Source organism: Pseudomonas sp. SDO524_S393 (assembly GCF_054071875.1).
Genome location: NZ_JBSVVZ010000030.1, coordinates 20567 through 38788 on the forward strand (window position 1 = coordinate 20567; position 18222 = coordinate 38788).

Annotated in this window: 18 protein-coding genes; 9 read left to right on the forward strand and 9 right to left on the reverse strand. The window is 62.9% G+C overall.

Features of this window, described 5'->3' with window-relative positions; all coding sequences use genetic code 11:
* Positions 1-117 precede the first annotated feature (117 nt).
* From ACW9IB_RS15105 to gshB, 7 genes are all read right to left on the reverse strand, one after another.
* Positions 118-1389 carry a dihydroorotase gene (locus tag ACW9IB_RS15105; RefSeq protein WP_457414287.1) on the reverse strand — a complete coding sequence of 424 codons (1272 nt, stop codon included), beginning with the start codon at positions 1387-1389 and terminating at the stop codon, positions 118-120.
* Positions 1386-2390, reverse strand: coding sequence for an aspartate carbamoyltransferase catalytic subunit (locus tag ACW9IB_RS15110; protein ID WP_457368041.1), 1005 nt, complete (start codon positions 2388-2390; stop codon positions 1386-1388). The genes ACW9IB_RS15105 and ACW9IB_RS15110 overlap by 4 nt, the downstream gene beginning before the upstream one ends.
* A 24-nt stretch (positions 2391-2414) precedes the next feature.
* On the reverse strand, positions 2415-2921 hold the full coding sequence (gene pyrR, locus ACW9IB_RS15115) for a bifunctional pyr operon transcriptional regulator/uracil phosphoribosyltransferase PyrR (RefSeq protein ID WP_457368042.1): 507 nt from the start codon (positions 2919-2921) through the stop codon (positions 2415-2417).
* 73 nt (positions 2922-2994) lie between these two features.
* Positions 2995-3432, reverse strand: coding sequence for a Holliday junction resolvase RuvX (gene ruvX / locus ACW9IB_RS15120; protein ID WP_457368043.1), 438 nt, complete (start codon positions 3430-3432; stop codon positions 2995-2997).
* A complete protein-coding gene (locus tag ACW9IB_RS15125) occupies positions 3432-4001 on the reverse strand; it encodes a YqgE/AlgH family protein (protein ID WP_457414288.1) in 570 nt (189 codons plus the stop codon). The genes ruvX and ACW9IB_RS15125 overlap by 1 nt, the downstream gene beginning before the upstream one ends.
* A 92-nt stretch (positions 4002-4093) precedes the next feature.
* Positions 4094-5002, reverse strand: a complete 909-nt coding sequence (locus ACW9IB_RS15130; protein WP_457368045.1) for an energy transducer TonB — start codon at positions 5000-5002, stop codon at positions 4094-4096.
* 78 nt (positions 5003-5080) lie between these two features.
* Positions 5081-6034 (reverse strand): glutathione synthase, encoded by a 954-nt coding sequence (gene gshB / locus ACW9IB_RS15135; protein ID WP_457414289.1) that lies wholly within the window; start codon positions 6032-6034, stop codon positions 5081-5083.
* Positions 6035-6274: 240 nt separating this feature from the next.
* Between gshB and pilG the strand changes: the two genes are divergently transcribed.
* The 6 genes from pilG to ACW9IB_RS15165 all read left to right on the forward strand — a co-directional run bounded on the left by pilG (position 6275) and on the right by ACW9IB_RS15165 (position 16111).
* Entirely contained in the window at positions 6275-6682 is a 408-nt protein-coding gene (gene pilG, locus ACW9IB_RS15140; RefSeq protein ID WP_010564379.1) for a twitching motility response regulator PilG, read from the forward strand.
* A 46-nt stretch (positions 6683-6728) separates the two neighbouring features.
* Entirely contained in the window at positions 6729-7094 is a 366-nt protein-coding gene (gene pilH / locus ACW9IB_RS15145) for a twitching motility response regulator PilH (RefSeq protein ID WP_016976047.1), read from the forward strand.
* Between the two features lie 11 nt (positions 7095-7105).
* A complete protein-coding gene (locus ACW9IB_RS15150) occupies positions 7106-7630 on the forward strand; it encodes a chemotaxis protein CheW (RefSeq protein WP_457368047.1) in 525 nt (174 codons plus the stop codon).
* Positions 7627-9678, forward strand: coding sequence for a methyl-accepting chemotaxis protein (locus tag ACW9IB_RS15155; RefSeq protein ID WP_457414290.1), 2052 nt, complete (start codon positions 7627-7629; stop codon positions 9676-9678). Before ACW9IB_RS15150 ends, ACW9IB_RS15155 begins: the two co-directional genes overlap by 4 nt.
* Positions 9679-9846: 168 nt before the next feature.
* On the forward strand, positions 9847-15663 hold the full coding sequence (locus tag ACW9IB_RS15160) for an Hpt domain-containing protein (RefSeq protein WP_457414291.1): 5817 nt from the start codon (positions 9847-9849) through the stop codon (positions 15661-15663).
* Complete coding sequence (locus ACW9IB_RS15165) at positions 15656-16111, forward strand: chemotaxis protein CheW (RefSeq protein ID WP_457368050.1); 456 nt, start codon at positions 15656-15658, stop codon at positions 16109-16111. Before ACW9IB_RS15160 ends, ACW9IB_RS15165 begins: the two co-directional genes overlap by 8 nt.
* A gap of 136 nt (positions 16112-16247) precedes the next feature.
* Here the strand turns inward: ACW9IB_RS15165 and ACW9IB_RS15170 are convergent, their stop codons facing one another.
* Both ACW9IB_RS15170 and ACW9IB_RS15175 read right to left on the reverse strand, forming a co-directional pair.
* Positions 16248-16535, reverse strand: a complete 288-nt coding sequence (locus ACW9IB_RS15170) for a HigA family addiction module antitoxin (protein ID WP_457414293.1) — start codon at positions 16533-16535, stop codon at positions 16248-16250.
* Positions 16536-16549: 14 nt separating this feature from the next.
* Complete coding sequence (locus tag ACW9IB_RS15175; protein WP_457414295.1) at positions 16550-16828, reverse strand: type II toxin-antitoxin system RelE/ParE family toxin; 279 nt, start codon at positions 16826-16828, stop codon at positions 16550-16552.
* A 296-nt stretch (positions 16829-17124) separates the two neighbouring features.
* Between ACW9IB_RS15175 and ACW9IB_RS15180 the strand changes: the two genes are divergently transcribed.
* Genes ACW9IB_RS15180 through ACW9IB_RS15190 form a run of 3 tightly spaced genes read left to right on the forward strand, consistent with a single transcriptional unit; the run spans position 17125 to position 18131 of the window.
* A complete protein-coding gene (locus ACW9IB_RS15180) occupies positions 17125-17508 on the forward strand; it encodes a polymorphic toxin type 44 domain-containing protein (RefSeq protein WP_457414296.1) in 384 nt (127 codons plus the stop codon).
* On the forward strand, positions 17486-17905 hold the full coding sequence (locus tag ACW9IB_RS15185; protein ID WP_457414298.1) for a hypothetical protein: 420 nt from the start codon (positions 17486-17488) through the stop codon (positions 17903-17905). The genes ACW9IB_RS15180 and ACW9IB_RS15185 overlap by 23 nt, the downstream gene beginning before the upstream one ends.
* Positions 17906-17948: 43 nt before the next feature.
* Positions 17949-18131 (forward strand): DUF6124 family protein, encoded by a 183-nt coding sequence (locus tag ACW9IB_RS15190; RefSeq protein WP_457368052.1) that lies wholly within the window; start codon positions 17949-17951, stop codon positions 18129-18131.
* Positions 18132-18222 lie beyond the last annotated feature (91 nt).

Below are 18222 nucleotides of genomic sequence, written 5' to 3' on the forward strand. Positions count from 1 at the left end.
GTGGGAGCTGGCTTGCCTGCGATAGGATCACCTCGGTTTGCCTGAACCACCGAGGTGCCTGCATCGCAGGCAAGCCAGCTCCCACATTGACCGTGCCCACACAGCGGTCGGGTTTCATCAGGCCTGGTAGCTGATGCGTCCATCCACCAGCGTGTAACGTACCGTCGCCGGCAGGCTATGGCCGATGAACGGGCAGTTTTCCCCTTTGGACAACCAATGCTCCCCGGCCACCGTGGAGTTGCCCAGGTCGAACAGCACCAGATCCGCCGCCGAACCCACCGCCAATTTGCCCGCCGGCAGGCGCAGGGCTTCGGCCGGGCCGGCACTCAGACGGGTCAGCAGGGTCGGCAAGTCCAGCAAACCATCTTCCACCAGTGTCATCGCCAGCGGCAGCAACAGCTCCACGCTGCTGATGCCGGGTTCTGTCGCGCCAAACGGTGCCAGCTTGGCGTCCCGCTCGTGAGGTTGGTGATGGCTGGAAATCGACGAAACCACGCCCGACTTCACCGCTGCCCGCAAGCCTTCACGGTCGGTCAGGGTGCGCAGCGGCGGTTGCACGTGATACAGGCTCGAAAAGTCGATCAGCGCCTCATCCGTCAGGATCAGCTGGTAGAGGGCGACATCCGCGGTCACCGGCAAACCACGGGCCTGGGCCTGGGCGATCAAGGCGACGCCACGAGCGCTGGTCAACTGGCTGAAGTGCGCACGCACGCCGCTTTGTTCCACCAGCAGCAGGTCGCGGGCCAGGGCCACGGTTTCGGCGGTTTCCGGAATGCCCGGCAAGCCGAGGAAGCTGGCGACCGCGCCTTCATGGGCCAGCCCGCCTTCGGCCAGGTCGCGGTCCTGGGAGTGAAAGATCACCGTCAGGTCGAAGGTGGCCGCGTATTCCAGGGCGCGCAACAGCGTGCGGGTGCTGCGGAAACTCTCCAGACCGTTGCCGAACGCCACGCAGCCGGCATCGCGCAGGGCGATCAGCTCGGCGAGTTGTTCGCCTTCCAGACCTTTGCTCAGCGCGCCGATGGGGAACACCTTGCAATTACCCGCTTCCCGGGCGCGATCGAGGATCAGCTCGGCCACCGCCGAGGTGTCGAGAATCGGCTTGGTGTGCGGCGGGCAGCACAGGCTGGTCACGCCACCGGCGGCGGCGGCGCGGGTTTCGCTGGTGATGGTGCCTTTGCGACTGTAGCCCGGCTCGCGCAGAGCGACGTTCAGGTCGACCAGACCAGGCGCGGCCACCAGGCCTTTGGCGTCGATGGTCTCGCTGGCGTTGAAGCCACCGGGCGCGGCGCTGATGGCAATGATCTTGCCGGCTTCCAGATGCAAATCGGTAACTTGATCCAGGCCGCTGGCCGGATCGATGACTCGGGCGCCGAGAATGCTGAGCTTCACTGGGCGTTCTCCTGCTCGAATTGACGTTGCGCGGTCTGCCCGCTCATGGCCATGGACATGACCGCCATGCGGATCGCGATGCCGTAGGTGACCTGGTTCAGGATCACCGACTGCGAGCCATCGGCCACCGCCGACTCGATCTCAACCCCGCGGTTGATCGGCCCCGGGTGCATCACGATGGCATCCGGCTTGGCGCCGGCCAGGCGGGCGGTGGTGAGGCCGAACAGACGGTAGAACTCGCCCTCGCTCGGCAGCAGGCCACCGGCCATGCGCTCGCGTTGCAGGCGCAGCATGATCACCACGTCCACGTCCTTGAGGCCTTCGGCCATGTCGGTGTAGACCTTTACGCCATACTGCTCGATGCCGATGGGCAGCAGGGTTTTTGGCGCGATCACGCGGATATCCGGGCAACCCAGGGCCTTGAGTGCCAGCATGTTCGAGCGCGCTACCCGCGAGTGCAGGATGTCGCCGACGATGGCCACCGACAGGTTTTCGAAGCTGCCCTTGTGCCGCCGGATGGTGAGCATGTCGAGCATGCCCTGGGTCGGGTGGGCGTGGCGGCCATCGCCGCCGTTGATGATCGCCACCTGCGGGCACACGTGCTCGGCAATGAAATGCGCAGCGCCGGAGTCGCCGTGGCGCACCACGAACATGTCGGCGGCCATGGCTTCCAGGTTGCGCAGGGTGTCGAGCAGGGTTTCGCCCTTGCTCGCCGACGAGGTGGACACGTTCAGCGTGATCACGTCAGCCGACAGCCGCTGGGCCGCCAGTTCAAAGGTGGTGCGGGTGCGAGTGGAGTTTTCGAAGAACACGTTGCAGATGGTTTTACCACGCAGCAACGGGACTTTTTTCACCGCGCGGCCACCCGTTTCAAGGAACGAGTCGGCGGTGTCGAGGATTTCGGTGAGCAGTTCGCGGGGCAAACCGTCGAGCGACAGGAAGTGTTGCAACTGGCCCTGAGCATTGAGCTGCAGCGGGCGCTTGGCATCTAGAGGCGTCATCGCGGGGACTCTTTACAAGGCGGTTTAAGGGACAAGGTCTTGCAGTTCGAGTACGAGCGGCGTGGGACCGGACAATTTTACCCGCTGACGGGCTTCCAGCGACAGCGTCGCGCCGACCACGTCCGGGCTGATCGGCAGTTCGCCGGCGTCCAGGTCCAGCAGGCACACCAGCGTTACGCTGGCCGGGCGGCCGTAGTCGAACAGTTCGTTGAGGGCCGCACGAATGGTGCGACCGCTCATCAGCACGTCATCGATCAGCACCAGATGCTGGCCTTCGATCTCGAACGGCAGGGCCGACGGACGCACTTGCGGGTGCAGGCCGTTCTGGCTGAAGTCGTCACGGTAGAACGACACATCAAGGGTGCCCAGCGGCGCATCGTTGCCCAGCGCCTCCAGCAGTGCCTGGGCCACCCACACACCGCCGGTGCGAATGCCGATGAAGCGTGGCTCGCTGATGTTGCGGTGTTGCAGATGGGCCGTGAGGCTCGTGGCCATTTGGCTGATCAGTTCGGCGGGGTTCGGCAAGCTCATGCAGGCTCCTTCAGGACCTTGGCGCAGGCAGGGTCCGGGCTCAAACGTAAAAAGACGCGGCAAGCCGCGTCAGTCAGGATTCAAATAAAGCCGTGTTTTCATCCAGCCAGCCCTGCAACAGCAGCGCGGCGGCGATGGCGTCCACGGGGTTGTCGCGGTAGCTGCCTTTCTGCCCGCCTCGGGCCAGACGCTCGCCCTTGGCCTCGAACGTGGTGAGGCGTTCATCGTGGGTGTAGAAGGGCAGGTTGTAGCGGCCATTCAGGCGGCGGGCGAATTTCTCGGCGCGTACGCACATGTCGCTGGGGCTGCCGTCCATGTTCAAGGGCAGGCCGACAACCACCGCGTCGGGTTTCCATTCTTTAATGAGGGCTTCGACCTGGTTCCAGTCCGGCACGCCGTTCTGGGCTTTCAAGGTGCACAGCTCGCGGGCCTGGCCGGTGATCACCTGGCCGACCGCCACGCCGATCTGTTTGGTGCCGTAGTCGAACCCGAGGATCAAGCGCAAAGCCATCAGGCGTGCCCTGCCTGGCTGGTGAGCAGGCTCAGGTTGATGCGCAGCTTGGCTGCCGCCGCTTCCAGTCGCAGTTCGCTGGGGGTGTTGAACAGGATTTCGGCATCGAACGGGCACGTCAGCCAGGCATTGCTGGCCAGCTCCGCCTCCAGTTGCCCGGCTTCCCAGCCGGCGTAACCGAGGGTGATCACGCTGTGTTCGGGGCCCACGCCGTCGGCGATGGCGAACAGCACATCCTGTGAGGTGGACAGCGACACGCCTTCCAGATCTACCGTGGCCTGGAACTTCGGCCCGGTCGGGTGCAGCACAAAGCCGCGATCGGTCTGTACCGGGCCGCCGATGTAGATCGGCACGCCCTGGCAGCGCGCCGGCGGATCGACCTCGGGGCGCAGTTGCTCAAGGATGTCCGCCAGGTTCAGCTCTTGCGGGCGGTTGATGACCAGCCCCATGGCACCATTGGCCGTATGCTCGACGATGTAGGTCAAGGTCTGCGCAAAGTTCGGGTCGGCCATATGGGGCATGGCGATCAGGAATTGGTGCTTGAGGTAGGTCGGGCTGACATTTTTCATGCCCGCTAGTGTGGCGGTGGAGGGGCTGGCTGACAAGTGTGGTGACGGAGGCTGATTGTTCCCGCGCTCTACGTGGGAATGATCTGAAACCGTTAGTTGCTGGACAGCCGGTCGCCCTTGGCGAATTTCCAGGTGCGGATGATTTCCAGGCGGTCCACATCGTTCAAGTCGCCGCTGAACGGGGCAAAGGGCGCGGCCAGACGCACGATGCGCTGGGCGGCCTGGTCCAGCAGAGGCTGGCCGGACGATTCCAGCACCTGCACTTCATAGAGTGTGCCGTCACGGTTGATCGACACCAATAGGCGCAAATTGCCGTAGATCTGCTGGCGGCGGGCTTCGTCCGGATAGTTCAGGTTGCCGATGCGTTCGACTTTCTTGCGCCATTCGTCTTTGTACCAGGCACCTTTGTCGCGCATGGTCGAGGCCGCGTTCAGGCGGTAGATGCGCGGGCGCTTGGCATAGAGCTGCTGCTCGTTGGCCAGCTCGGCTTCCAGGCTGGAGATTTCGTCGGACAGTTGTGAACTGTCGAACGTCGGCGCCGGCTTGACGGGCTCGGGTTGCGGTTCGGTCTTGGTTTTCTCGCGTTGCACCGGGGCTTTTTGTGGCTTGGGCGCGACGGTGGCAACGGTCGCCTTGGGCGCGGCCTGCTTGACTTCGGGCTTGGGTGCCGGCGGTGGCGGGGTGACTTTATTGACCTTGTTGTCCTGGAACGGCGCCACTTCGGTGGTCTTGGGTATGGCTTTCTTGTCCAGGGTGCCGCTGCCCTGCTGGTTGTCCTGGGCGAGAAAGTCAGCCTTCTCGGGCTTCTTCTCGCTCTTGAAGGTAGCGAGGGTGATTTCCAGGGTCTGGGTGATCTGCTTGGGTTCGGCGAAGGTGAAGCCCAGTCCGAGGATGAGAGCCAGGTGGATCAGTGCCGCCAGAAACAGGGTGAATCCGAGCCGATCAGCCGGGCGCACGCCACTGTGGGAGAGTTCGGGAGGCAGATCGGACGGGAGCGTCATGACAAAAAAAACCAACATCGCGCGTTTCACAGGTGGCGCATGATAACGCAATGTTGGCAGGTGTCCGGCTGTTCTATGTCACTTGGCTTGTAGCTTGCGCTCGATGGCCGTCATCAGCATTTCGCCGATGTTCGTGCCAAATGCGTTGTCGATCTCGCGAATACAGGTCGGGCTGGTGACGTTGATTTCGGTCAGGTGCTCGCCGATCACGTCCAGGCCGACGAACAGCAGGCCCTTCTCGCGCAGGGTCGGGCCGACCTGGCTGGCGATCCAGCGGTCCTTGTCCGACAGCGGGCGTGCTTCGCCACGACCGCCGGCCGCCAGGTTGCCCCGGGTCTCGCCGGCCGCCGGGATACGCGCCAGGCAGTAGTCCACCGGCTCGCCGTCGATCATCAGGATGCGCTTGTCGCCGTCCTTGATCGCCGGCAGGTACGCCTGGCCCATGATCTGCTGGGTGCCCAGGGCGGTCAGAGTCTCCAGAATCACCGACAGGTTCGGGTCGCCGGCGCGGTGACGGAAGATCGAGGTGCCGCCCATGCCGTCCAGCGGCTTGAGGATCACATCGCCGTGCTTGGCGGCGAATTCACGCAGCACGTCGGCGCGGCGGCTGACCACGGTCGGCGGTGTGCATTGCGGGAACAGCGTGGCGAATAGCTTTTCGTTGCAGTCGCGCAGGCTCTGCGGCTTGTTGACGATCAGCACGCCGGCGTTTTCGGCCTGCTCCAGCAGGTAGGTGGAGTAGACGAACTCCATGTCGAACGGCGGGTCCTTGCGCATCAGGATCACGTCCAGATCGCTCAGCGGGCTGTCGATTTCGTCTTGCAGCTCGAACCACTTTTCCGGGTTGGCGAACACTTGCAGGGGGCGCATGCGCGCGCGGGCCACGCCTTCGCCTTGGTAAAGGTCGCGCTGCTCCATATAGAACAGTGTCCAGCCGCGGGCCTGGGCGGCCAGGAGCATGGCCAGCGAGCTGTCCTTTTTATAGGAGATGCTGGCGATGGGGTCCATGACAATGCCGACGCGAACGCTCATGGGGGATTTCCTTTGGCAAATTTGGGAAGCATGAAAGTGGCGTCAGAGTGGCGCTGCGGTCGTTGCGGGTCAAGGAAAAACCACCGGGCAGGCCGCTCGATAGATTGCTCCCCGAGACTGTGCTAAAAAGACTGCCACGGCTCAGCAGCCCTTGAATTCCAAGGCTTGCGGCGCCCGCCCTGTGCAAGATCAGGCAGTACGCACCGAAAACCGATTCGCTGTGGCGATGGTAGAGCAGATATGGAACAGCATTCCAACGCCTTGAGAGTGATGGTAATCGACGATTCGAAAACGATCCGGCGCACCGCAGAAACCCTGTTGAAGAACGTGGGGTGCGATGTCATCACGGCCATCGACGGTTTCGATGCGTTGGCCAGGATTGTCGATCACCACCCGCACATCATCTTTGTCGACATCATGATGCCGCGCCTGGATGGCTACCAGACCTGCGCCCTGGTGAAGAACAACCCGGCGTTCAAGTCGATCCCGGTGATCATGCTGTCCTCCAAGGACGGTCTGTTCGACAAGGCCAAGGGGCGCATCGTGGGTGTCGATCAGTTTTTGACCAAGCCTTTCAGCAAGGAAGAACTGCTGGGCGCAATCAAGGCCTACGTGCCCGGCTTCGCCGCAGTAGAACAAGCACACTGACGCCGCCTCACAAGGGCTGGCGCGGACCAATGTAGTGGGGAAAACCATGGCACGTGTTCTGATCGTCGACGATTCGCCGACCGAAATGTACAAATTGACCGGCATGCTGGAAAAGCATGGCCACCAGGTCCTCAAGGCCGAAAACGGTGCGGACGGCGTGGCCCTGGCCCGCCAGGAACTGCCCGATGCGGTACTCATGGACATCGTGATGCCGGGCCTCAACGGCTTCCAGGCCACCCGCCAGTTGTCCAAGGAGCCGGAAACCAACGGCATCCCGATCATCATCATCACCACCAAGGACCAGGAGACCGACAAGATCTGGGGCGCACGCCAGGGGGCCAAGGACTACCTGACCAAGCCGGTGGATGAAGAAACCCTGATCGCCACCCTGAACAAGGTACTGGCCGGCTGACGGCAGGCATCATGACCGAGTCGCAAACCGCGTTCGAGTTGCTGCTGGACATCGACCGTCGCTGCCGCCTGCTGGCCGCCGACCTGCCTTCACAGGAAACCCGTTTGCAGCGTTGGAGCGGCATCGGTTTTCGCCTGGGAGAGCAGTGGTACGTGGCGCCCATGGGCGAAGTCGCCGAGGTGTTGCACGAACCGCGCTGTACCCTGATGCCCGGCGTCAAGCCGTGGGTCAAAGGCGTGGCCAACCTGCGCGGGCGTCTGCTGCCGGTGATGGACCTGGGCGGTTTCCTCGGCCTCGAGCTGTCCCGGGCGCGCAAGCAGCGGCGCGTGCTGGTGGTGGAATTCAATGACCTGTTTGTCGGGCTGCTGGTGGACGAGGTGGCGGGAATGCAGCATTTCGAACAAGACGCGTGGGTGACGAGTATCGCCACCGACGCCCCCTTCATCACGGGTCGTTTCCACGGCGACCCGTCGTGGCAGGTCTTCAGCCCTTTCGCCCTGGCCCAGGCTCCAGGCTTCATGGATGTCGCCGCATGACCACCGCCACCCCGCTCAAACCCCAGGCCGGTTCGCGCAGCCGCTCGCAGATCATCGTGCTGTTCATCGCGCTGATCGTGTTCATCATGCTGTTGTTTGCCAACTTCGCGTACCTCAACACCCAGTCCACCTACGACAAACAGTACATCGGCCATGCCGGTGAGCTGCGCGTGCTGTCCCAGCGCATCGCCAAGAACGCCACCGAAGCCGCCGCCGGCAAGGCTGCCGCGTTCAAGCTGCTGTCTGACGCGCGCAACGACTTTGCGCAGCGCTGGGGCTACCTGAAAAAAGGCGACCTCGAGACGGGCCTGCCGGCGGCGCCCAACGCGGTGCGTGCCGAGATGCGCGCGGTGCAGACCGACTGGGAAGCGCTACTGAAAAATACCGACGCGATCCTGGCCAGTGAACAGACCGTGCTGTCGCTGCACCAGGTGGCCGCGACCCTGGCTGAAACCGTGCCGCAATTGCAGATGGAGTCGGAAAAGGTGGTCGACATCCTGTTGCAACGCGGTGCCCCGGCCAGCCAGGTGGCGTTGGCCCAGCGCCAGTCACTGCTGGCCGAACGTATTCTGGGGGCGGTCAATACCGTGCTCGCCGGCGACGATACGGCGGTTCAGGCCGCCGATGCCTTTGGCCGCGATGCCAACCGCTTTGGCCAGGTACTCAACGGCATGCTCCAGGGCAATCCGGGCCTGCGCATCAGCCAGGTCGAAGACCACGACGCCCGGGCGCGGCTGGCGGAAATCGCCGAACTGTTCGAGTTCGTTTCAGGCTCCGTGGATGACATCCTGGAGACCTCGCCGCAGCTGTTCCAGGTGCGCGCCTCGGCGAGCAACATCTTCAACCTCTCGCAAACCCTGCTCGATGAGGCCTCGCACCTGGCCACCGGTTTCGAAAACCTCGCCAGCGGGCGCAGTTTCGACACCATCGGTGGCTACGTGCTGGGCTTGCTGGCGCTGACCTCGATCATCCTGATCGGCCTGGTGATGGTGCGCGAAACCAACCGCCAACTGCATGAGACCGCCGAGAAGAACGAGCGCAACCAGAACGCGATCATGCGCCTGCTCGATGAAATCGAAGACCTCGCTGACGGCGACCTGACGGTGACCGCTTCGGTGACTGAAGACTTTACCGGCACCATCGCCGACTCGATCAACTATTCCGTGGACCAGCTGCGCGACCTGGTCGCCACCATCAACCTCACCGCCGGGCAAGTCGCTGGCGCGGTGCAGGACACCCAGGCCACCGCCATGCACCTGGCCCAGGCTTCCGAGCATCAGGCCCAACAGATTGCCGAGGCTTCCACCGCGGTTAACGAAATGGCGCAGTCCATCGACCAGGTGTCGGCCAACGCCGCCGAATCGTCGGCGGTGGCGGAGCGTTCGGTGGAAATCGCCAACAAGGGCAACGAGGTGGTGCACAACACCATCCACGGCATGGACAACATCCGCGAACAGATCCAGGACACCGCCAAGCGCATCAAGCGCCTGGGCGAGTCGTCCCAGGAAATTGGCGACATCGTCAGCCTGATCGATGACATTGCCGACCAGACCAACATTCTTGCCCTCAACGCGGCGATCCAGGCCAGCATGGCCGGCGACGCCGGGCGTGGTTTTGCGGTGGTGGCCGATGAAGTGCAGCGGTTGGCCGAGCGCTCCTCGGCGGCTACCCGCCAGATCGAAACCCTGGTGCGGGCGATCCAGACCGACACCCATGAAGCCGTGACCTCCATGGAGCAGACCACCACCGAAGTGGTGCGCGGCGCACGGCTGGCCCAGGACGCCGGCGTGGCGCTGGAAGAGATCGAAGGCGTATCGAAAACCCTGGCCGCGCTGATCCAGAGTATTTCCAACGCGGCGCAGCAACAGACCCGTTCGGCGGGGCAGATTTCCCTGACCATGAACGTGATCCAGCAGATCACCACCCAGACCTCGTCGGGGTCTACGGCGACTGCCGAGAGCATCGGCAACCTGGCGAAAATGGCCAGCCAGTTGCGAAGGTCGGTGTCGGGTTTCACCCTTCCGCCAGCAAAACAGCCGGAAGGGTGAAATGCTACCCAAATGTGGGAGCGGGCTTGCTCGCGAATGCGATATGTCAGCTGACCATTCAGTGACTGACCCACCCTATTCGCGAGCAAGCCCGCTCCCACATTGGATCTCCATTCGGTTTGAGATCTCTGCAACACCAGCAACCCACGAATTCTAAGCGGAGCAGTTATGGTTGATCGGCACGACTACGTGGCCCTCGAATGGGTCAAGGGCGACATTGCCGACACCTTGAAGCAGGCGCGTTCGGCGCTGGACGCGTTTGTCGAAACGGGTGACAGCGGCGTCATCGACGACTGCCTGGCCGGTATCCATCAGGTGCATGGCGCGTTGCAGATGGTCGAGTTCTACGGCGCCGCCTTGCTGGCCGAAGAGCTCGAAGAGCTGGCCCTGGCCTTGCAAGCCGGACGTATTGGCCAGCGCGACGAAGGCATCCGCCTGCTGCAACAGGCCCTCAATCAACTGCCGCTGTACCTGGACCGGGTGCACAGCGCTCGCCGTGACTTGCCGCTGGTGGTGTTGCCATTGCTCAACGACCTGCGCAGCGCGAGGGGCGAAAGCCTGCTGTCGGAGACCAGCCTGTTCAGCCCGCAGCTGCTGTCGATTGCGCCGTTGCCCGATGAGGCCCTGATCCAACGGGCGGCACCCGACCTGGCCGACCAGTTGCGTCAATGGCACCACCTGCTGCAACAAGCCCTGGCCGGTTTGCTGCGGGAAGACCATGGCCCGAGCAACCTGGAAGACATGGCGCGGGTCTTCGCGCGTCTGGAAGCCCTGTGCCAGGGCGCGCCGCTGTTGCCGTTGTGGCAAGTCACTTCGGCATTGGTCGAAGGCATGCTGACCGGCGTGATCGCCAATAGCCCGGCACTGCGCAGCCTGCTCAAGGCCAGCGACAAGCAACTCAAGCGCCTGCTGGCCCAGGGCATCGGCGGGATCAACCAGCCGGCACCGGACGAGTTGCTCAAGAGCCTGTTGTTTTATGTGGCCAAGGTCACTCGGCCGACACCGCGCATGCAAAGCCTGAAAGAACGTTATGGCCTGGATGAGGCCTTGCCCGACAGCACCGTGGTCGACGCCGAGCGCGCCCGCCTGGCCGGACCGGACCGCAATGCCATGGGCTCGGTACTCGGGGCCTTGTGTGAAGAACTGGTGCGGGTGAAAGAGCGCCTCGACCTGTTCGTGCGCAGCGACCGGCAGCACACCAGCGACCTCGATGCGCTGCTGGCGCCGCTGCGGCAGATCGCCGATACCCTGGCGGTGCTTGGCTTCGGCCAGCCGCGCAAAGTGATCATCGACCAATTGGCGGTGGTGCTGAGCCTGGCCCAGGGTCAGCGCGAACCCAACGACGCGGTGTTGATGGATGTCGCCGGTGCCTTGCTGTACGTCGAAGCCACGCTGGCGGGCATGGTCGGTACCGTCGAGCCGGAAAGCCGCGAAGAAAGCCGCCTGCCCACCACCGACCTGACGCAGATTCACCAGTTGGTGATCCGCGAGTCCTGCCAGTGCCTCAAGCAGGCCAAGGAACTGGTGATCGATTGCATCGAGGCGGACTGGGACCGCCAGCGCCTGGAGTCCCTGCCGGAGCTGTTGAGCCAGGTGCGCGGCGCCCTGGCGATGATTCCGCTGCCACGGGCGGCCAGCCTGATGCGCGGTTGCACCGACTACGTCGACGAACACTTCATGGCCGGCGATGCCACGCCTTCCGAGGCACAACAGGATGCTTTCGCCGACGTGGTCAGCAGCCTGGAGTATTACCTGGAGCGCATGCTCCAGGACCCGGATGCCCCCGGTGAACGCGTGCTGGAGCTGGCCGCCCGAGGCCTGGCTGTGCTGGGTTACCTGCCTGCCGAGAAACCCTGGCGCCCGACGCAGACAGTTGCGCACGACATGCCCTCCATCGACGCCGCGCAGAGCCAATCGCGTTTCGACGCACTGGCCAGCCCGACCTCCCGCCTGAACCCGCCGGCACTGCAACGTCCCGGCAGTCTGTTGCCCCCGCCGGCCAGTGAAGAGCCGGTCGATGACGAACTGCGCGACGTGTTCCTCGAAGAATCCGACGAAGTGCTGGAGGTGCTGCACCACTTTCTGCCGGCCAGCACCGATAAGACCGCCCAGGGCGAAATGCGCCGCGCCTTCCACACCCTGAAGGGCAGTGGCCGCATGGTGCGTGCCCTGGTGTTGGCCGAGCTGGCCTGGGCCGTGGAAAACCTGCTGAACCGCGTACTGGAGCGCAGCGTGGCCCTGGGCCCCGAGGTGCAACAGGTGCTGGACGAGGCGGTGGCGCTGTTGCCGGAGCTGATCGCCGATTTCGCCAACGGCCATCAGCGCCAGCGGGATGAAGTCGACGCCCTGGCGGCTCGCGCCCATGCGTTGGCCAGTGGCACGCAAGCCGCTGCCGAAGGCCACGACCCGATGCTGCTGGAGATCTTCCGCAACGAAGCCCAGAGCCACCTGGACAGCCTCAACCATTTCCTGCAACAGGCCGCCGAGCATGTGCCGTTGCAAGTCAGCGATGAACTGCAACGCGCCCTGCACACCCTCAAAGGCAGCGCCTACATGGCCGGCGTGTTGCCGATTGCCGAACTGGCGCGGCCGCTGGATCACCTGACCCGCGAATACAAGGCCCACCGCCTGCCCCTGGACCTGGACGAAGTGGAGTTGCTGCTGGAGGCCGAAGGCGTGTTCCAGCGCGGGCTGCGCCAGTTGGACAGTGACCCGCTGGTGCCCATCCCCGGTGCGCAGGACCTGATCAAGCGTACCCAGGGCCTGCTCGACCAGCAGCTTGCCGCGCTGCTCGACGCACCGAATACCGGCCTGCGCATCAAGCGCGATCCGCAGTTGATCGCCAACTTCCTGGCCCAGGGCATGGACATCCTGCTCGATGCCGAAAGCCTGCTGCGCCGTTGGCAGCAGCACCCCGGCGAGCGTCAGGAGCTGACCGCACTGCTGGACGAATTGACGACGCTGGGGGAGGGTGCGCACCTCGCTGACCTGCACGCCATCGACGCGCTGTGCGAAGCCTTGCTCGACTTGTATGGCGCCGTGGAAGAAAGCAGCCTGGCGGTGAGCGAGCGGTTTTTCCTGGAGGCCGAACAGGCCCATGACGCACTGATCAACATGCTCGACCAACTGGCCGCCGGTCAGGAAATCAGCCCGGCACCGGCGCGGGTCGAAGCCCTGCGCGAGTTGCTGGACGGTGCGCTGGACCCATCGGCCACGGGCTTGATCAGTACCGACGGCCACCAGGCTCCGCGTATCGCCGAACTCGGTGCCGCCACCGCGCAGCTGGATCAAGGCTCCAACGTGGACGACGAGATCGTCGAGATCTTCCTCGAAGAGGCCGTGGATATCCTCGACAGCGCCGGGCAGTCTCTCAAGCGCTGGTTGCTGGAGCCGGACAGCCTTGCGCCGTTGTCGTCGTTGCAACGCGACCTGCACACCCTCAAGGGCGGCGCGCGCATGGCCGAAATCGGCCCGGTGGGCGACCTGGCCCATGAGCTGGAGTGCCTGTACGAAGGGTTGGTGGACCGGCGCTACAGCTATTCCCCCGAGTTGTCCCTCGTGCTGATGGACAGCCATGAACGGCTGGCCTTGCAGCTGGATCAGTTACAGCAGCACCAGCCCTTGAGTGACAGCACTGAGCTGGTCGACAAGCTGCGGGCCCTGCGACAGAGCGGTTCGCCCGCAACGCCGACCCCTGTGGCCCAGGCATCGAGTGCCGATCCCGATTTGCTGGAGATCTTCCTCGAAGAAGCCGCCGACATTCTCGACAGCTCCAGCGCGGCGCTCTCGCGCTGGCAGGCCGAGCCCGGCAACCGTCAGGAAGTGGAAACCCTGTTGCGCGACCTGCACACCCTCAAGGGCGGTGCGCGCATGGTCGAGATCGGCCCGATCGGTGACCTGGCCCATGAACTGGAGTTTCTCTACGAGGGCCTGTCTGCCGGCCAACTGGCTTCATCCCCCGAATTGTTCGCGCTGTTGCAAGGTTGCCACGACCGCCTGGCCCAGATGATCGACGCGGTAGCGGACGGTTTACCAGTGGGCTCGGTGGACAAACTGATCGAACGCATCAAGAGCCTGGTGCACCCGAGTGAAGAGGCGGTGATGCCGGTGGCGCTGCCGGCGGGCAAGGCTGAGGCGGTGGTGGACCCTGCCGCCGATATGGTGAAAATCTCCGCCGAGCTGCTGGATGACCTGGTCAACCTGGCCGGTGAAACCTCGATCTTCCGTGGGCGTATCGAGCAGCAGGTCAACGACGCGCGCATTGCGCTCAACGAAGTGGAGACCACCATCGAGCGCATGCGCGACCAACTGCGCCGCCTCGACACCGAAACCCAAGGCCGTATTCTCAGCCGCCAGCAGGCCGAGGCCGAGCGCCTGGGCTACGAAGAGTTCGACCCGCTGGAAATGGACCGTCATTCCCAGTTGCAGCAGTTGTCCCGGGCGCTGTCCGAATCGGCCTCCGACCTGCTCGACCTCAAGGACACCCTCGACAGCCGCAACCAGGACGCCCACGACCTGCTGCAACAACAGGCGCGCATCAACACTGAGCTTCAAGAGGGCCTGATGCGTACGCGCATGGTGCCCTTCGAGCGCATGTTGCCGCGCCTCAAGCGCATCGTGCGCCAGGTGGCGGGCGAGTTGGGCAAGGACGTGGAGTTCATCGTCGGCAACGCCGAGGGCGAGATGGACCGCAACGTACTGGAACGCATGGCGGCGCCTTTGGAGCACATGCTGCGCAATGCCGTCGACCATGGCCTGGAGCCGCGGGAGGCGCGCTTGCTGGCGGGCAAGCCGGAAAAAGGCCGCATCACCCTGGACCTGACCCACGAAGGTGGCGACATCGTTTTCGACATGCGCGACGACGGCGCCGGTGTGCCGTTGGAAGCGGTGCGGCGCAAGGCGATCAAGCGTGGCTTGCTCGGTCCGCATCAAGAGATGAGCGACCGTGATGTGTTGCAGTTCATCCTGCAGCCGGGCTTTTCCACCGCCGAGAAGATCACGCAGATTTCCGGACGGGGCGTGGGCATGGACGTGGTGCACGAGGAAGTGCGTCAGTTGGGCGGTTCGATGTTCATTGAGTCGACCCCGGGGGCGGGCGTGCACTTTCGCATTCGCCTGCCATTTACCGTCTCGGTCAACCGGGCGCTGATGGTGCAATGTGCGGACGACCAATACGCGATACCCCTCAACACCATCGAAGGCCTGGTGAGCGTGCTGCCCCATGAACTGGCCGGGCACTATCAGCTCGACCCGCCGAGCTACGAGTACGCCGGACAGCGCTACGAGTTGTTCTACCTGGGCGACCTGCTGCACACCGTCAACCGTCCGAAACTGCTGGGCCAGTACCAGCCGGTCCCGCTCTTGCTGGTGCAGTGCAATGAGCGGCATGTGGCGGTGCACGTGGATGCCATGGCCGGCACGCGGGAAATCGTGGTCAAGGGCCTGGGGCCGCAGCTTGCCGCTGTGCAGGGCCTGTCCGGGGCGACCATTCTGGGCGATGGTCGCGTGGTGTTGATCATCGACCTGCTGGCGCACATTCGCGCCCGGCAACCGGCCTTGCCGGCCCGGGTGACCGACGCGCCGCTGATCCTCAACGACCCGCTGAAAAAGCGCCCGTTGCTGGTGTTGGTGGTGGACGACTCAGTCACCGTACGCAAAGTCACCAGCCGTTTGCTGGAGCGCAACGGCATGAACGTACTCACCGCCAAAGACGGCATCGACGCCATTGCCGTGCTCGAAGAACACCTGCCGGACCTGATGCTGCTCGACATCGAAATGCCGCGCATGGACGGCTTCGAAGTGGCCATGCAAGTGCGCAACGATCCGCGACTGATGCGCCTGCCGATCATCATGATCACCTCTCGCACCGGCCAGAAGCACCGCGACCGCGCCATGGCCATCGGCGTGAATGACTACCTCGGCAAGCCGTATCAGGAATCGGTGCTGCTGGAGAGCATCGCCTACTGGAGCAAGTCCCATGCTTGATCACCGCACCAGCCAACTCACCGGCCTGCTGTTGCCTCTGGCCGACCGCCACCTGGTGCTGCCCAACGTTGCCATCGCCGAGCTGATCGACTTCCAGCGCGGCGAACCGGCCAGCGATGCGCCGCCGTGGTATTTGCGGCAAGTGACCTGGCGGGATCGGCAACTGCCGCTGATCAGCTTCGAAGCGGTGTGCGGCGAGGCCATCGTGATCGGCGAACGCTCGCGAATCGTGGTGCTGAATGCGCTGGGCGGGCGACCGTCGTTGAAGTTCATCGCGCTGGTGATCCAGGGGATCCCCCGCTCGTACAAGCTCGACAGCGAGCTGAGCTACGTGGACGTGCCGCTGTGCCCACTGGAACTGGCGGCGGTGCAAGTGGGCGAGCATGTGGCGAAGGTGCCGGACCTGATGGGGCTTGAAGCCTTGCTGGTGGAGTCAGGTCTGGCCTGAACCTGATCCCTGTCAGGATCCAATGTGGGAGCTGGCTTGCCTGCGATAGCAGTTTGTCTGTCACTGCATCAACAGCTGACCCACCGCCATCGCAGGCAAGCCCGCTCCCACACTGAATTGCGTTTGTCTCCAGATATCAATCGATCCGCGCAAACCGCTCAATCACCGGCTGCTCCCGATTCTCGGCCTGCCACAAATCATAAGCACTCTGCATCGACAGCCATAACTGCCCAGTGCTCACACCTGCCCGCTCAAGCCGCACCGCCAAGTCAGGGCTGACAGGCGCACGCCCATGCAAGATCCTCGAAAACGTCTCACGGGCGAAACCCAGGCGCCGGGCCATTTCGGTGATGGTGATGTCCAGGGCAGGGACTACATCTTCAAGCAGGATTTCACCTGGGTGAGGGGGGTTGTGCATGCCCATATCGATACCTCTACTCAGTGGTAATCAAGATAATCAACCAGTTCGACTTGGTCGTCGAACATCCGAAAAATGATCCGCCAGTTTCCACTAATGCTGACAGACCAATAGTCGATCAGATCGCCTTTCAAGCGATGGAAACGCCAACCAGGCAAGTTCAGTGCATCTGGGTGTTCGGCTTTGTCCAGAATGAACAGAACGCGGCGTAAGCGCTTTGCATGATTTGCGTTGATGCCACTGGTCGAGCCTGTCTCATAGAAGACCCTGAGACCTTTGTGTTTCCAGCTGACGATCATGGCGTGATTGTGATGTGATACATCACGCTCTGCAATGACCTTGCATCGGTTTTAACGGTCGGATTCATGACGTCTGTCCGCGGAACGATTCGGACCGGAAAGGCTAGATAGACAGGTTCCGAGCAACAACCTGAAACCGCTGTCAGAACATTCCTTGTTGCTTGTCAGGACGACAATCGTAGGTAGGGCTCTGACTGATAGCGCGTCTGAAATTTCTGTAAGTCTCACCTTCGTATTTTTTACTGATTGTTGAGTGCTAGTTTTTATCGCTCAACCCCATCAGCAAGGATTCGCAAATGGCCGTCCCTCCCATACCTTCGGGCGTTTCGCTGCAAGACAATATTGCCTTGGCCAACAACCGCAGGATGCATTTGAAGCCTGGTTCAGCCTTCGCCTATTCCTGGTTTTACTCACAGGTCCGGGGGCGTAGCCCTTGGGATTACAAACAGAAAAGTCGTGAGTACGAGGCGTTCGGGAATTTCAATTATGGCGTCACCGGCATTGTGCTGGGTATTCCGGAAAGTGTGCTGTTGAGAGCGGCTGGTGCGGCGCAAAAGGCAGCAGGGACTTCTCGGGCGGAGTTCGGAGACTGGTGGGGCGATGCGCCGTATGGTGATGATCACAGTGACCAGCATTGGATCAAGGAGGGTATCGAATATGCCAGAGCTCAAGGGTATTAAGTGGCCGGTCCAGGGCTTGCTCAACGGGCTGCTGGTGGCGTGTCTCGGGTACTTGGGCATTGGTTGGTTGATGAGCCCGAATCCACCGGAGCTGGATGAGGTCGTGCTCAAGTACTCCTTGAATAACGGAAGCTCTATTTACGGCGCGCGGAATAATCAGGGTGGCGCTACGGTGGGCTTTACCTACCTGTACTACGTCCACAAGGATCTGAGTAATGATCGGGAAATACTCACGACACTGGTGTCGGCACATCCCTTTCTGAAAACTAAAGAGCCGGATGTTCAAGTCACCCGACAGGCTGGCCTCATCCGCCTTGCTGTTCGTGGTGGGGTTTATGAGTACCGCAGCTACCCGCTTGAAGGTTTGGGGGCTGTGAGCATAGACATGAGGTTGTAGACCGATTGGCTTCGGATTTTTCCTGCGAGATTTTGGGCAGTGCATGAACTTGTTGTGTGCAGCCAGCGAAACCCTGTCTTCCCTCAACGCACTCACCTGCAACCTGGCCTTCGACCTGGACACCTCCCAGCGCGCAATCCTGCTCGGCATCCAGCAAATGGCGGAGCTGGGGCAGATGCTGGTTGATAGAGCGTTGGAGCAAGTCAGCCCGTCGCCAGCCTCTTGAAGCGGTCCCAAACAGGGACTGATCGTTCCCTGCTTGGGACCGCTCCTTAACGAACGCCACCGAACCCATGTGGGAGCTGGCTTGCCTGCGA

Coding starts and splice junctions, on each gene's coding strand:
- ACW9IB_RS15110 (WP_457368041.1), bottom strand. CDS start 2,390: ATGACGCCTCTAGATGCCAAGCGCCCGCTGCAGCTCAATGCTCAGGGC.
- pyrR (WP_457368042.1), bottom strand. CDS start 2,921: ATGAGCTTGCCGAACCCCGCCGAACTGATCAGCCAAATGGCCACGAGC.
- ruvX (WP_457368043.1), bottom strand. CDS start 3,432: ATGGCTTTGCGCTTGATCCTCGGGTTCGACTACGGCACCAAACAGATC.
- ACW9IB_RS15125 (WP_457414288.1), bottom strand. CDS start 4,001: ATGAAAAATGTCAGCCCGACCTACCTCAAGCACCAATTCCTGATCGCC.
- ACW9IB_RS15130 (WP_457368045.1), bottom strand. CDS start 5,002: ATGACGCTCCCGTCCGATCTGCCTCCCGAACTCTCCCACAGTGGCGTG.
- gshB (WP_457414289.1), bottom strand. CDS start 6,034: ATGAGCGTTCGCGTCGGCATTGTCATGGACCCCATCGCCAGCATCTCC.
- pilG (WP_010564379.1), top strand. CDS start 6,275: ATGGAACAGCATTCCAACGCCTTGAGAGTGATGGTAATCGACGATTCG.
- pilH (WP_016976047.1), top strand. CDS start 6,729: ATGGCACGTGTTCTGATCGTCGACGATTCGCCGACCGAAATGTACAAA.
- ACW9IB_RS15150 (WP_457368047.1), top strand. CDS start 7,106: ATGACCGAGTCGCAAACCGCGTTCGAGTTGCTGCTGGACATCGACCGT.
- ACW9IB_RS15155 (WP_457414290.1), top strand. CDS start 7,627: ATGACCACCGCCACCCCGCTCAAACCCCAGGCCGGTTCGCGCAGCCGC.
- ACW9IB_RS15160 (WP_457414291.1), top strand. CDS start 9,847: ATGGTTGATCGGCACGACTACGTGGCCCTCGAATGGGTCAAGGGCGAC.
- ACW9IB_RS15165 (WP_457368050.1), top strand. CDS start 15,656: ATGCTTGATCACCGCACCAGCCAACTCACCGGCCTGCTGTTGCCTCTG.
- ACW9IB_RS15170 (WP_457414293.1), bottom strand. CDS start 16,535: ATGGGCATGCACAACCCCCCTCACCCAGGTGAAATCCTGCTTGAAGAT.
- ACW9IB_RS15175 (WP_457414295.1), bottom strand. CDS start 16,828: ATGATCGTCAGCTGGAAACACAAAGGTCTCAGGGTCTTCTATGAGACA.
- ACW9IB_RS15180 (WP_457414296.1), top strand. CDS start 17,125: ATGGCCGTCCCTCCCATACCTTCGGGCGTTTCGCTGCAAGACAATATT.
- ACW9IB_RS15185 (WP_457414298.1), top strand. CDS start 17,486: ATGCCAGAGCTCAAGGGTATTAAGTGGCCGGTCCAGGGCTTGCTCAAC.
- ACW9IB_RS15190 (WP_457368052.1), top strand. CDS start 17,949: ATGAACTTGTTGTGTGCAGCCAGCGAAACCCTGTCTTCCCTCAACGCA.